Consider the following 13,735-nt stretch of genomic DNA (forward strand, 5'->3'; position numbering starts at 1 on the left):
ATGTGTTCGCGAAGGCGGTCGGTCGGCAGTGATGTCGACCGGCACGACGCCTTCGCGAGCAGGTTCGCTCCCACAGTCGTTTGTGGTGTGGCGATTGCTCAAATAATCACCAATTACCTTGCGCCGCTCCCGGCCCTTCTCTACAATTGCGCCCCTTGCTGTGACGGCAGGCACACATGTGTCTTTCGCCAGCAAGTCCATAAGTGTCATTCACTCCTTGTCTGACCGCTTTTGAGCGGCAGGCTACAACCCGTAAGGAGCATTCATGCGTCATTACGAAATCATCTTTTTGGTCCACCCGGATCAAAGCGAGCAAGTCGGCGGCATGGTAGAGCGTTACACCAAGCTGATCGAAGAAGACGGCGGCAAAATCCACCGTCTGGAAGATTGGGGCCGTCGTCAACTGGCCTACGCAATCAACAATGTTCACAAGGCTCACTACGTGATGCTGAACGTTGAGTGCACTGGCAAGGCCCTGGCCGAGCTGGAAGACAACTTCCGCTACAACGATGCAGTGATCCGTAACCTGGTCATCCGTCGCGAAGAAGCCGTTACCGGCCAATCCGAGATGCTCAAGGCTGAAGAAAACCGCAGTGAGCGCCGTGAGCGTCGCGACCGTCCTGAGCACGAAGGCGCTGAAAGCGCTGATAGTGATGACAGCGACAACAGCGATAACGCTGACGAGTAATCCACGGACCTTTTAAGGAGCCTATCAAATGGCACGTTTCTTCCGTCGTCGTAAATTCTGCCGCTTCACCGCTGAAGAGGTTAAGGAGATCGATTACAAAGATCTCAATACCCTGAAAGCTTATGTATCCGAGACCGGCAAAATCGTTCCAAGCCGCATCACCGGTACCAAAGCTCGTTATCAGCGTCAGCTGGCCACCGCTATCAAGCGCGCCCGCTTCCTGGCCCTGCTGGCCTACACCGACAGCCACGGCCGCTGAGACCGGGCAGTCGACACGTAGCAAAGGATTGAATGTATGCGTGCCATAGCTGAGTTCATCATGCGCGGCCGTATGCAGGCCACTCTCGTAGTGGCTGGATGCGCGGCATTGCCGTTGTTGTATTGGTTGGGTGCTGCCGCGGGGAGCCTTGTGCTGCTGCGGCGCGGATTCAAGGATGCCTTGGGCGTCCTTGCTCTGGGGGTATTGCCGGCCTTGATCTGGTGGCTGTATTCCGAAGATCCACGCGCACTCATGGTGCTGTTGGGGTCCTCGGCACTGGCGTTGGTTTTACGCGCCAGTGAATCCTGGAGTCGCACGCTGCTTGCCAGCGTAGCGATAGGCGTGGTGTTTTCAGTGGTGTTGGGTGCGGTTTACCGCCCTCACATCGAGGTGCTGTCCCAGGAACTGGTAAAGATCCTGCCGCTGGCCCTTGGTGACCTCTACCAGCAATTGTCGGTAGAGGAGCGAGCGCGTCTCGCCGCCCTGATTGCCCCGGTCCTGACTGGCCTGATAGCGGCCTTGTTGCAAATCGTCAGTGTGCTGAGCCTGATTGTCGGGCGCTACTGGCAGGCGTTGTTGTACAACCCCGGTGGTTTTGGTCGCGAGTTTCGCGCCATCCGAATCCCGCTGGGGCCAGCGATGTTGCTGCTGGCGTGCATGCTTCTGGGACCGAACTTCGGCGCCCAGATGGCCATGTTGACGCCGTTGTGCAGCGTACCGCTGGTGTTCGCCGGGCTGGCCCTGATTCATGGGCTGGTGGCTGAAAAGCGACTGGCCAAGTTTTGGCTGGTGGGGTTGTACGTAACGCTGTTGCTGTTCATGCAGCTGATCTATCCGTTGCTGGTGGTCTTGGCCATTGTCGACAGCCTGATTGATTTTCGCGGTCGTTTGACGCCGAAAGACGTCGATAGCGCGAACGGTGAAGGTTAAAAGTTAAGAGGATTTTCACATGCAACTGATCCTTCTGGAAAAAGTCGCCAACCTGGGCAACCTGGGCGACAAAGTGAACGTTAAGGCCGGTTACGGTCGTAACTACCTGCTGCCTTACGGCAAAGCGACCGCTGCGACCGCTGCCAACCTGGCTGCGTTCGAAGAGCGTCGCGCTGAGCTGGAAAAAGCCGCAGCAGACAAAAAAGCTTCGGCTGAAAGCCGCGCTGCCCAACTGGCTGAGCTGGAAGTGACTATCACTGCCACCGCCGGTGACGAAGGCAAGCTGTTCGGTTCGATCGGTACTCACGACATCGCTGATGCACTGACCGCCTCTGGCGTTGAAGTGGCAAAAAGCGAAGTTCGTCTGCCGAACGGCACCATCCGCAACGTAGGTGAATTCGACGTAGCCGTGCACCTGCACGCTGAAGTTGAAGCCACCGTACGCGTTGTCGTGGTAGCAGCTTAAGCAGCACTTGTCGGCTGGCACCCTCGGGTGCTTGTCGGTAACATCGGGCACGATCCTGTTTACAGGTCGTGCCCTTTGTCTTTCTGCGGTTCCTGAATTCTACAAACCCTGCTTTTTAAAGAACCCAAGTGGCCATGAACGATATCTCCGCTCCTGAGCAATACGACCTGCAAACCGCCGCGCTGAAAGTGCCGCCCCATTCCATCGAGGCCGAACAGGCTGTGCTCGGTGGTTTGATGCTGGACAACAACGCCTGGGAGCGCGTGCTCGATCAGGTGTCGGACGGTGACTTCTATCGTCATGACCATCGCCTGATCTTCCGGGCCATCGCCAAGCTGGCCGACCAGAACTCGCCAATCGACGTGGTGACCCTGGCCGAGCAATTGGACAAGGAAGGCCAGACCTCGCAGGTGGGTGGCCTGGGCTATCTCGGCGAGTTGGCGAAGAACACGCCGTCGGTGGCCAACATCAAGGCCTATGCGCAGATCGTTCGCCAGCGCGCGACCTTGCGCCAACTGATCGGCATCGCCACCGAGATTGCCGACAGTGCGTTCAACCCTGAAGGTCGCTCCGCCGAAGAGATCCTCGACGAAGCCGAGCGGCAGATCTTCCAGATTGCCGAGGCACGGCCGAAAACCGGCGGCCCGGTGGGCGTCAACGAGCTGTTGACCAAGGCCATCGACCGCATCGACACCCTGTTCAACACCGACAACGCCATCACCGGCCTGTCCACCGGCTATACCGACCTCGATGGCATGACCAGTGGCCTGCAGCCGTCGGACCTGATCATCGTCGCCGGTCGTCCGTCGATGGGTAAGACCACCTTCGCCATGAACCTGGTGGAGAACGCCGTGCTGCGCAGCGAGAAGGCCGTACTGGTTTACTCGCTGGAGATGCCAGGTGAATCTCTGATCATGCGTATGCTGTCGTCGCTCGGCCGGATCGACCAGACCAAGGTCCGTGCCGGTCGCCTGGAAGACGATGACTGGCCGCGCCTGACCTCGGCGGTCAACCTGCTCAACGACCGCAAGTTGTTCATCGATGACACCGCCGGCATCAGCCCCTCGGAGATGCGTGCCCGGACCCGTCGCCTGGTGCGTGAGCACGGCGAAGTCGGCCTGATCATGATCGACTACCTGCAGTTGATGCAGATCCCGGGTTCGGGTGGCGATAACCGGACCAACGAGATTTCCGAGATCTCCCGATCCCTGAAAGCCTTGGCCAAGGAGTTCAATTGCCCGGTGGTCGCGCTGTCGCAGCTCAACCGATCCCTGGAGCAACGTCCGAACAAACGCCCGATCAACTCCGACTTGCGTGAATCCGGAGCGATCGAGCAGGACGCCGACGTGATCATGTTCGTGTATCGGGACGAGGTGTATCACCCCGAAACCGAGCACAAGGGCATCGCCGAGATCATCATCGGCAAGCAGCGTAACGGGCCCATCGGCACGACGCGGCTGGCGTTCATCGGTAAGTACACCCGCTTTGAAAACCTGGCGCCGGGTAGCTATAACTTCGACGACGAGTAAGCGTCCGGCCTCTTCGCGGGCAAGCCTCGCACCTACAGATAATGTGAGACCTGTAGGGGCGAGGCTTGCCCGCGAATGGGGATCCGCTCATTTCCGACCATTGCAGTCGGAATTGGTCAAAATTTGTGCTATATTCCGCGCCCGCGAAATTCCATGAAAGCCAACACCGGTTATCGACATGATGCAAGCAGCCAAGCCGTTATTTGACTATCCAAAGTACTGGGCCGAATGTTACGGGCCAGCGCCATTCCTGCCCATGAGCAGGGAGGAGATGGATCAGCTCGGCTGGGATTCATGCGACATCATCATCGTCACCGGTGATGCCTATGTCGATCACCCATCGTTCGGCATGGCAATCATCGGCCGGCTGCTGGAGTCCCAGGGCTTTCGCGTCGGGATCATTGCCCAGCCGAACTGGCAGTCCAAAGACGACTTCATGAAGCTCGGCGAGCCGAACCTGTTCTTCGGCGTCGCGGCCGGCAACATGGACTCGATGATCAACCGCTACACCGCCGACAAGAAGATCCGTTCCGATGACGCCTACACCCCCGGTGGCATGGCGGGCAAACGTCCGGATCGCGCGAGCCTGGTGTACAGCCAGCGCTGTAAGGAAGCCTACAAGAACGTGCCGATTGTCCTCGGTGGCATCGAAGCGTCCCTGCGCCGCATCGCCCACTACGACTACTGGCAGGACCGGGTGCGCAACTCGATCCTGATCGACGCCTGCGCCGATATCCTGCTGTACGGCAACGCCGAGCGGGCCATTGTCGAGGTGGCGCAGCGCCTGTCCTACGGGCACAAGATCGAAGACATCACCGACGTGCGCGGTACCGCGTTCATTCGCCGTGACACGCCCCAGGGCTGGTTCGAAGTCGATTCCACGCGCATCGACCGTCCGGGCAAGGTCGACAAGATCATCAACCCGTACGTCAACACCCAGGACACCCAGGCCTGCGCCATCGAGCAAGAAAAAGGCCCGGTCGAAGACCCGAACGAAGCCAAGGTCGTGCAACTGCTGGCCAGCCCCAGGATGACCCGCGACAAGACCGTGATCCGCCTGCCATCGGTGGAGAAGGTTCGCGGTGATGCGGTGCTCTACGCCCACGCCAACCGCGTGCTGCACCTGGAAACCAACCCCGGTAACGCCCGGGCCTTGGTCCAGAAGCACGGCGAGGTCGATGTCTGGTTCAATCCGCCACCGATTCCGATGACCACCGAAGAGATGGACTACGTGTTCGGCATGCCTTACGCACGGGTCCCGCACCCGGTGTACGGCAAGGAGAAGATCCCGGCGTACGACATGATCCGTTTCTCGGTGAACATCATGCGTGGCTGCTTCGGCGGCTGCACCTTCTGCTCGATCACCGAGCACGAAGGCCGGATCATCCAGAACCGCTCCGAAGAGTCGATCATTCGCGAGATCGAAGAGATCCGCGACAAGGTGCCAGGCTTCACCGGCGTCATCTCCGACCTCGGCGGCCCGACCGCGAACATGTACCGTATCGCCTGCAAGACCCCGGAAATCGAATCCGCGTGCCGCAAGCCGTCGTGCGTGTTCCCTGGCATCTGCCCGAACCTGAACACCGATCACTCGTCGCTGATCCAGTTGTACCGCAGTGCCCGTGCCTTGCCGGGTGTGAAGAAGATCCTGATCGCCTCCGGCCTGCGTTACGACCTGGCAGTCGAGTCGCCGGAGTACGTCAAGGAACTGGTGACCCACCACGTCGGTGGCTACCTGAAGATCGCCCCGGAACACACCGAGGAAGGTCCGCTCAACCAAATGATGAAGCCGGGCATTGGCAGCTATGACAAGTTCAAGCGCATGTTCGAGAAGTACACCAAGGAAGCCGGGAAAGAGCAGTACCTGATTCCGTACTTCATTGCCGCCCACCCGGGCACCACCGACGAAGACATGATGAACCTGGCCCTGTGGCTCAAGGGCAATGGCTTCCGCGCCGACCAGGTGCAGGCGTTCTACCCCTCGCCAATGGCCACCGCCACGGCCATGTACCACTCGGGCAAGAACCCGCTGCGCAAGGTCACCTACAAGAGCGACGGCGTCACCATCGTCAAGAGCGAAGAGCAACGCCGCCTGCACAAGGCGTTCCTGCGCTACCACGACCCGAAAGGCTGGCCAATGCTGCGAGAAGCGTTGACGCGCATGGGCCGTGCCGACCTGATCGGGCCGGGCAAGAACCAGTTGATCCCGCTGCACCAGCCGGCCACCGACAGCTACCAGAGCGCTCGTCGCAAGAACTCGACGCCCGCCGGCAGCCATAAAGTCGCGGCCCAGGAAAAAACCACCAAGATCCTCACCCAGCACACCGGCTTGCCGCCGCGTGCCAGTGATGGCGGTAATCCGTGGGACAAGCGTGAGCAAGCCAAGGCGGCGGCATTCGCCCGCAACCAGCAGGCCGCCAAGGACCGTAAGGATGCGGCCAAGGGCAAGGGCCCCAAGCCCACCCGCAAGCCGGTCGTACCGCGCTAGGCTTCGCCTGAGCTGAACAGAACGCCAACCTTCGGGTTGGCGTTTTGCGTTCAGGGCTAAAAGGGGGGGGGCGTCACTGGCCCCTCGCGGGCAAGCCCCACCCTGATCGACGGCGTGACACACATCCGGTGTCCGACCCGAATTCCCTGTGGGAGCGAGCCCGCTCGCGAAAGCGGGGTGTCAGCGGGCATTGATGTTGACTGTGCCGGCCTCTTCGCGGGCAGGCCCGCTCCACACAGGGTCCACGGCGAACACACATCCCGTGTCAGGCCCGAATGCCTTGTAGGAGCGAGGCTTGCCCGCGAAGGCGGTAAACCTGACGACATGGATGTTGAATGGACTGGCCGGTTCGCGGGCAAGCCTCGCTCCTACGGATTCATCCCTGTGGGAGCGAGAGCGGCTTGCCGGCGATGGCGGTGACGAACGGCAAGGCTAAGACAGTTGCTCCCACAAGGATCACGGGAGTAAATGCTATCTGCGCCACACCACCCAGCCTGTGGGAGCGAGCCTGCTCGCGAAGGCGCCGGTACAGTCAACACAGGTGTTGGATGTCCCGGACACTTCGCAAGCAGGCTCGCGCTCACAAGGAGCAGCATTCGATGGGTTTGATTGGAGTCTCAAACCCGGAGGGTCTCAGGCGTCTGGCGCCTGGTCTTTCGGTGTTTCAACAACGTCATCGGCAATCACTTCGCCTTCTGCATCCGGGCTCGCGATGCCGGCTTCTTCGTCGGCTGCCGCTTTCTTGCGTTGCAACTTTTCCTCTTTCTTCTGTTCCTTGGCCAAGTCTCTCTGACGTTTGGCGAAGGAGTAATTAGGTTTAGCCATGGGCGATCCTCTGGGGTCGAAGGTGAGGTTGAGCGGCGCGTATTCTGCCTTTAAACCGGGGCTAGGGGTTAGCCGGGATTTTGCCCGACCCATTTTGGTGCGACAACCGGTTGCCAGGCATCCAACGCGTCCAGCAGATCCTGTGGCGATTCGCTGGATTGCAGCATGTCACGGTGCTGGCCGCGAACGAAGCCTTCGCCGACGACGTGATCAAGAAATGCGCTGAGTTTGCTGTAGAAACCGTTCACTTCCAGCAGGCCCAGCGGCTTGCCGTGATAGCCAAGTTGGCCCCAGGTCCAGACTTCGAATAGCTCTTCAAAGGTCCCCAGGCCACCGGGCAGGGCGATAAAGGCATCGCTGAGCTCGGCCATGCGCGCCTTGCGGGCGTGCATGCCGTCGACCACTTCCAGGCGCGTCAGGCCTTTGTGGCCGATCTCCTTGTCCATCAGGCTTTGCGGGATGATCCCGACCACCTCACCACCGGCCGCGAGGGCAGCGTCGGCGACGATCCCCATCAAGCCCACCGCGCCGCCACCGTACACCAGGGTCAGCTTGCGTCGGGCCAATGCCTGGCCCAGGGCGATGGCCGCTTCTTTATAGGCTGGATGAGTGCCAGTGCTGGCACCGCAGAATACACAAACAGAGGTTAAAGACATGCCATGCTCCGTGGTCAGTGAGGCGCCAAGGGTAATAGCACGACGCTAGCGCTCCAAGGATTAATCCTCGCGGCGCGCTTCTTCACCGGTGCCACTGGCACCGCAGGCGTAGGCGGCGAGCAAACTGCACAACAGCGTATTGAGGGACATGATCGGGACTCCGTCAGGGGGGGCGATAAGCCCGATCTTAAGCCGTCGCGGGGTATTTGGCCGGTAGATTGTTTCGATAAGTGTCATAGCGTGGAATGTGTATACACTTTTTGACGCGTATCATAGGAACTTGCGAAGATTTCAGGCAGTCTTCCGTCTTTGCGTCTTTTTGTTAACCCTGCCTTGGAGATTCACCATGTTCACCAAACTTGTTGCTGCATCCCTGCTGACACTGGCCAGCGGCCAATTGCTGGCTGCGGAATGCAAGGTCACTGTCGATTCGACTGATCAGATGTCCTTCAACACCAAGGACATCACCATCGACAAGAGCTGCAAGACCTTCACCGTCGAGCTGACTCACTCCGGCAGCTTGCCGAAGAACGTCATGGGTCATAACCTGGTGATCAGCAAAACCGCTGACATGCAGCCGATCGCCACCGCGGGCATGGCCGCCGGCATCGACAAGAGCTATCTGCCAGAAGGTGATGCGCGCATCATCGCCCACACCAAGATCATCGGTGCCGGCGAGAAAGACTCGGTGACCTTCGACGTGTCCAAGCTGACAGCCGGCGAAGCCTACAGCTTCTTCTGCTCGTTCCCTGGCCACATCGCGATGATGAAAGGCTCCGTGACCCTGAAGTAATCAGGCACACCGCGAGGATTCACGCCGCCCTTGTGGGAGCGGGCTTGCTCGCGAAGACGACGTCAGCCTCGACACACGGCTGACGGCCAAAGAAAAACCCGCTGGGGATCACTCCCCAGCGGGTTTTTTCATGGCCGCACGTCAATCACGGCGCAAACGGCATCACCCGCTTGTGGTGCGTCTTGCGATAGGTGTCGCAGATGATCCTGAACGCCTCTTCACGCACCGGCTGGCCGTGCAGGAAGGCGTCGATCTCGCTGTAGGTCACGCCGTGGGACGCTTCATCCGGCTTGCCGGGCGACAGGTCTTCGAGGTCGGCGGTGGGGATCTTTTCCACCAGCGATTCCGGTGCGCCGAAATCCCGGGCAATCGCCCGGACCTGGTTCTTCACCAGGCCGCTGAGTGGCGCCAGGTCGCAGGCGCCGTCACCGAACTTGGTGAAGAACCCCATCACGGCCTCGGCGGCATGGTCGGTGCCGATCACCAGGCCATGGGCGGCGCCGGCGATGGTGTATTGGGCGACCATGCGCATCCGCGCCTTGGTGTTGCCCAGCACGAAGTCCACCGACACCGCGTGCTTGCCTTCAAAGGCCGCGACTTCATTGGCCAGGGCTTTCACCGCCGGGCCGATGTTGACGGTGTGGCGCTCGTCGGGGGCGATGAAGTCCACCGCGGCCTGGGCGTCGTGCTCATCGAACTGGGTGTCGTACGGCAGGCGCACGGCGATGAACTTGTAGGCCGTGTCGCCGGTGCGATCGCGCAGTTGGCGCATGGCGCGCTGGGCCAGGAGGCCGGCCGTCAACGAGTCGACCCCGCCGCTGATGCCCAGCACCAGGGTCTTGAGCCCGGAATTGACCAGGCAGTCCTGGATAAAGGCGATCCGCCGGGCGATTTCGGCCTCAAGGGCTGCGTGGCCGGTGAAGGGCGGTTGGACCTTGAGCTGTTCAGCAATCTCACGCTGTACGGCTTGCATGAATTCACTCCTTGCTTGAGTTGCCAGAGAGGGCGGCAGGTACTTGGAACACATGTCGCAAATAGGCGACGAAATTCGGGTCTTTGCAGTGGGTCTTGCCGGGCTCGTCGCTGATCTTGGCGACGGGCTGGCCATTGCAGGCGGTCATTTTAAGCACGATGCTCATGGGTTCGACACCGGGAATGTCACAGGTCAGGTTGGTACCAATACCGAAGCTGACATTGATCCGCCCGCGCAACGCGCGAAAGATCTCCAGCGACTTGGGCAGCGTCAGGCTGTCGGAGAATACCAGGGTCTTGCTCAGCGGCTCGATACCGAGCTGGTGGTAGTGGGCGATGGCTTTTTCGGCCCAGGCAATCGGATCCCCGGAGTCATGGCGCAGGCCGTCGAAGAGCTTGGCGAAGAACAGGTCGAAGTCGCCGAGAAAGGCGTCGGTGGTGATGCAGTCGGTCAGGGCAATCCCCAGCAGGCCACGGTACTCGCGCACCCAGCAGTCGAGGGCGGCGATCTGGCTGTCGATCAGTCGTGGACCGAGTTGCTGGTGGGCCATGATCCACTCATGGGCCATGGTGCCCAGCGGTTTCATGTCCATCTCGCGGGACAGGTGCACGTTGCTGGTACCGACGAAGCGTCCGGGGAAGTCATGCTTGAGCACGTTCACCACTTCCTCCTGTACGCGGTAGGAAAACCGCCGGCGGGTGCCGAAATCGGCCACCTGCAGTTCGGACAATTCGTCGCTGCTGGCGTTGGCCGACAACCAGTCGAACTTGCGATACAGCTGCTCGCGGGCCTGTCCCAGGACGATTGCCTGGTAGCGATAGCGGTTGCGCACCTCACTGACCATCGCCAGCAGTGGCACCTCGAACAGAATCACATGCAGCCACGGTCCGCGCAGGCGGATAAACAGCTCGCCGTTCTCGATGCCGGTGTGGATGTAGCGCAGGTTGAAGCGGAACAGCCCGAGAAAGCGCAGGAAGTCCGGCTTGAGGAAGCTGATGCGCTCCAGGAAGCTCAGTTGGTCGGCGCTCAGGCTCAACTCGGCCAGGCGCTCGATCTGGAAGCGGATCTCTGCAAGGTAAGGCTTGAGGTCCTCGCTGTTACGGCAGCGGAACTCCCATTCGACTTCCACGTTGGGGTAGTTGTGCAGCACCGCCTGCATCATCGTCAGCTTGTAGAAGTCTGTGTCGAGCAGGTTCTGCACGATGCGATCGCCAAATACGCTCTCGCTCATAACGGGTATCTCCAGGCTGGCCGCAGCCTTCACGCAGTTTCAATGAATGGGCGTAGTGGCGCATATCGGCGGTGGTGATTGCCAGTGATTTTTAAGGCAAAGGGGCCGTGTGGGAGTGGGCTTGCTCACGAAGAGGTCGGCACTGCCAGCACCAATGTTGACTGACCCGGCGCCTTCGCGGGCAAGCCCGCTCCCACAGGGGCTAGATGGTCAGCTCGGGTCATCGATCTGCTCCAGCATCCACTTCACGAAGTCCCGCACCTTGGGGACGCCGGCCGAGTGTTCCGGGTAGGCCAGGTAATAGGCGTCGGTGCTGGACATGGCGTGCGGCCAGGCGATCACCAGCTTGCCGTCGGCCAGTTCTTCTTCCACCAGGAACCTTGGCAGCAGGGCGACGCCACAGCCGACCTGGGCGGCGCGGATGCACATGTAGAAGGTGTCGAAGCGCGGGCCATGGTAGCTGTGTTCGGTCGAGTGGCCCTGGCTGTCGAACCAGTCGTGCCAGGCCTGGGGGCGCGAGGCGATTTGCAGCAGCACCAGGTCGGTCAGTTGGGTTGGATCGGTGAAGGGCTGGGTCGGCAGGCTGTCAGGGGAACACACTGCGACCAGTTCTTCGCCGAACAGCTTCAGGCACTCGGTGCCCGGCCGGGAACCCTGGCCGAAGTAGAACGCCAGGTCGCTGCCGCCTTGCAGTAACTCATCGGCCTCCTGCTCGGCGCACAGGTCCAGGTGGATGTGCGGATGGCGCAGGCGCCAGCCCTTGAGCCGTGGCACCAGCCAGCGCGCACCGAAGGTAGGTGGCGTCGACACCCGCAGGACTTCGGTCTCGCCGCCGTAGGAGCGCAGGTAATGGGTCGACATCTCGACCTGGGTAAGGATCTTTCGGACTTCTACCAGGTACAAATCACCGGCCGGGGTCATTTGCAGGCGGCGCCGCACCCGACGGAACAGCAGGTGCTGCAGCAGCTCCTCAAGTTGCGCGACCTGCTTGCTCACGGCACTCTGGGTCAGGTTCAACTCTTCGGCGGCGCGGGTGAAGCTCAGGTGGCGGGTGACCGCTTCAAAACACTGCAAGGCAGTGATGGACGGCAAGTGGCGTTTATTCAGCATCGGGAGTCCTTTGTTCTTGTTGCAACGCTTTGCATGAATAAAGGGAATGATATCTCGCCTAATCGTCGTTTGTTGGCAAGTCTCGGGGCAGCTACAACTAATGGCCTGAAGCCGCGCGTCAGAGGGCGGCGAACTTTATGTCTTATCTGTTGAAGGAGTGACCCATGGTTGCCGCATTGCTCGATCGCTTGGGGGTGAACCCGGCCCAGTACCAGAACGGCAAAACGCCGGTGCATTCACCGATCGACGGCAGTGTGATCGCCTCGGTGAACTGGCAAGGGGCCGCCGAAGTCGAGCAGCAGGTCACGCGTGCCGAGCATGCGTTCGAGCTGTGGCGCAAGGTGCCGGCGCCGCGTCGCGGCGAACTGGTGCGCCAGTTCGGCGAAGTGTTGCGTGAATACAAGGCTGACCTCGGCGAGCTGGTGTCGTGGGAAGCCGGCAAGATCACCCAGGAAGGCCTGGGTGAAGTGCAAGAGATGATCGACATCTGCGACTTCGCCGTCGGCCTGTCTCGCCAACTGTACGGCTTGACCATCGCCTCCGAGCGTCCGGGCCACCACATGCGTGAGACCTGGCATCCGCTGGGGGTGGTCGGGGTGATCAGTGCGTTCAACTTCCCGGTCGCGGTCTGGGCCTGGAACACCACGCTGGCCCTGGTGTGTGGCAACCCGGTGATCTGGAAACCGTCGGAGAAAACCCCGCTCACCGCGCTGGCCTGCCAGGCACTGTTCGAGCGTGTGCTGAAGAATTTCAGCGATGCGCCGCCGTACTTGAGTCAAGTGATCATCGGCGGCCGCGATGCCGGCGCCGCGCTGGTGGACGATCCGCGCGTGGCCTTGATCAGCGCCACCGGCAGCACCCGCATGGGCCGCGAGGTGGCGCCGAAAATCGCCGCGCGCTTTGCCCGCAGCATTCTGGAGCTGGGCGGTAACAACGCGATGATCCTCGGCCCCAGCGCCGACCTGGACATGGCCGTACGGGCGATCCTGTTCAGCGCCGTCGGCACCGCCGGCCAGCGCTGCACCACCTTGCGCCGGCTGATTGCCCACGAATCGGTCAAGGAAGAGATCGTCGCTCGCCTCAAGACGGCCTACGCCAAGGTGCGCATCGGCCACCCGCTGGAAGGCAACCTGGTCGGCCCGCTGATCGACAAGCACAGCTTCGACGCCATGCAGGACGCGCTGGAGCAAGCCCTGAGCGAAGGCGGCCGGGTGTTCGGCGGCAAGCGCCAGCTGGAAGAGACGTTCCCCAACGCCTACTACGTGTCGCCGGCCATCGTCGAAATGCCTGAGCAAAGCGACGTGGTGTGCAGCGAAACCTTCGCCCCGATCCTGTACGTGGTCGGCTACACCGAGTTCGCCGAGGCGCTGCGCCTGAACAACGGCGTGCCACAAGGCTTGTCCTCGTGCATCTTCACCACGGACGTGCGTGAGGCCGAGCAGTTCATGTCGGCGGTGGGCAGCGATTGCGGGATCGCCAACGTCAACATCGGCCCGAGCGGCGCGGAAATCGGCGGCGCGTTTGGTGGCGAGAAAGAAACCGGTGGCGGCCGCGAGTCCGGCTCCGACGCCTGGCGCGGCTACATGCGCCGCCAGACCAACACCGTCAACTATTCGCTGGAACTGCCGTTGGCGCAGGGGATTACCTTCGATTAAACCCATCCCTTGAACCTATGAAAATCCCCTGTGGGAGCGGGCTTGCCCGCGAAGAGGCCATCACATTCGATGTCTATGTTGGCTGTGCCGACGTCTTCGCGGGCAAGCCCGCTCCCACACTTAATGGTGTGT

Annotated in this window: 13 protein-coding genes; 8 read left to right on the top strand and 5 right to left on the bottom strand. The window is 61.0% G+C overall.

Annotated features, from left to right (window positions below; genetic code table 11):
- Window positions 1-265 precede the first annotated feature (265 nt).
- From rpsF to BMW74_RS11425, 6 genes are all read left to right on the top strand, one after another.
- The gene (rpsF, locus tag BMW74_RS11400) at window positions 266-688 is read left to right on the top strand and encodes a 30S ribosomal protein S6 (protein WP_003217491.1); all 423 of its coding nucleotides are present in this window, start codon (window positions 266-268) and stop codon (window positions 686-688) included.
- Between the two features lie 28 nt (window positions 689-716).
- Window positions 717-947, top strand: coding sequence for a 30S ribosomal protein S18 (gene rpsR / locus BMW74_RS11405; protein ID WP_003171373.1), 231 nt, complete (start codon window positions 717-719; stop codon window positions 945-947).
- Window positions 948-983: 36 nt separating this feature from the next.
- Entirely contained in the window at window positions 984-1,877 is an 894-nt protein-coding gene (locus tag BMW74_RS11410; protein ID WP_093418966.1) for a YybS family protein, read from the top strand.
- Window positions 1,878-1,896: 19 nt separating this feature from the next.
- Window positions 1,897-2,343, top strand: coding sequence for a 50S ribosomal protein L9 (rplI, locus tag BMW74_RS11415; protein ID WP_027617542.1), 447 nt, complete (start codon window positions 1,897-1,899; stop codon window positions 2,341-2,343).
- Window positions 2,344-2,477: 134 nt separating this feature from the next.
- Complete coding sequence (gene dnaB, locus BMW74_RS11420) at window positions 2,478-3,872, top strand: replicative DNA helicase (protein WP_093418969.1); 1,395 nt, start codon at window positions 2,478-2,480, stop codon at window positions 3,870-3,872.
- 181 nt (window positions 3,873-4,053) lie between these two features.
- On the top strand, window positions 4,054-6,360 hold the full coding sequence (locus BMW74_RS11425) for a YgiQ family radical SAM protein (protein WP_093419414.1): 2,307 nt from the start codon (window positions 4,054-4,056) through the stop codon (window positions 6,358-6,360).
- Between the two features lie 633 nt (window positions 6,361-6,993).
- Here BMW74_RS11425 and BMW74_RS11430 read toward each other — a convergent pair.
- A complete protein-coding gene (locus BMW74_RS11430; protein ID WP_093418972.1) occupies window positions 6,994-7,185 on the bottom strand; it encodes a hypothetical protein in 192 nt (63 codons plus the stop codon).
- A gap of 68 nt (window positions 7,186-7,253) precedes the next feature.
- Window positions 7,254-7,841 (bottom strand): LOG family protein, encoded by a 588-nt coding sequence (locus BMW74_RS11435; RefSeq protein WP_093418976.1) that lies wholly within the window; start codon window positions 7,839-7,841, stop codon window positions 7,254-7,256.
- Window positions 7,842-8,187: 346 nt separating this feature from the next.
- Between BMW74_RS11435 and azu the strand changes: the two genes are divergently transcribed.
- Window positions 8,188-8,634, top strand: a complete 447-nt coding sequence (gene azu / locus BMW74_RS11440; protein ID WP_093418979.1) for an azurin — start codon at window positions 8,188-8,190, stop codon at window positions 8,632-8,634.
- A 145-nt stretch (window positions 8,635-8,779) separates the two neighbouring features.
- Here azu and nadE read toward each other — a convergent pair whose 3' ends face one another.
- From nadE to BMW74_RS11455, 3 genes are all read right to left on the bottom strand, one after another.
- The gene (gene nadE / locus BMW74_RS11445; protein WP_093418982.1) at window positions 8,780-9,607 is read right to left on the bottom strand and encodes an ammonia-dependent NAD(+) synthetase; all 828 of its coding nucleotides are present in this window, start codon (window positions 9,605-9,607) and stop codon (window positions 8,780-8,782) included.
- 4 nt (window positions 9,608-9,611) lie between these two features.
- The gene (gene pncB, locus BMW74_RS11450; RefSeq protein ID WP_093418986.1) at window positions 9,612-10,838 is read right to left on the bottom strand and encodes a nicotinate phosphoribosyltransferase; all 1,227 of its coding nucleotides are present in this window, start codon (window positions 10,836-10,838) and stop codon (window positions 9,612-9,614) included.
- 210 nt (window positions 10,839-11,048) lie between these two features.
- A complete protein-coding gene (locus BMW74_RS11455) occupies window positions 11,049-11,948 on the bottom strand; it encodes a LysR family transcriptional regulator (protein WP_093418990.1) in 900 nt (299 codons plus the stop codon).
- Window positions 11,949-12,112: 164 nt separating this feature from the next.
- Between BMW74_RS11455 and BMW74_RS11460 the strand changes: the two genes are divergently transcribed.
- Window positions 12,113-13,603 carry an L-piperidine-6-carboxylate dehydrogenase gene (locus BMW74_RS11460; protein WP_093418993.1) on the top strand — a complete coding sequence of 497 codons (1,491 nt, stop codon included), beginning with the start codon at window positions 12,113-12,115 and terminating at the stop codon, window positions 13,601-13,603.
- Window positions 13,604-13,735: the final 132 nt, after the last annotated feature.

It is taken from the genome of Pseudomonas sp. ok272 (assembly GCF_900109995.1).
Classification (GTDB): Bacteria; Pseudomonadota; Gammaproteobacteria; order Pseudomonadales; family Pseudomonadaceae; genus Aquipseudomonas.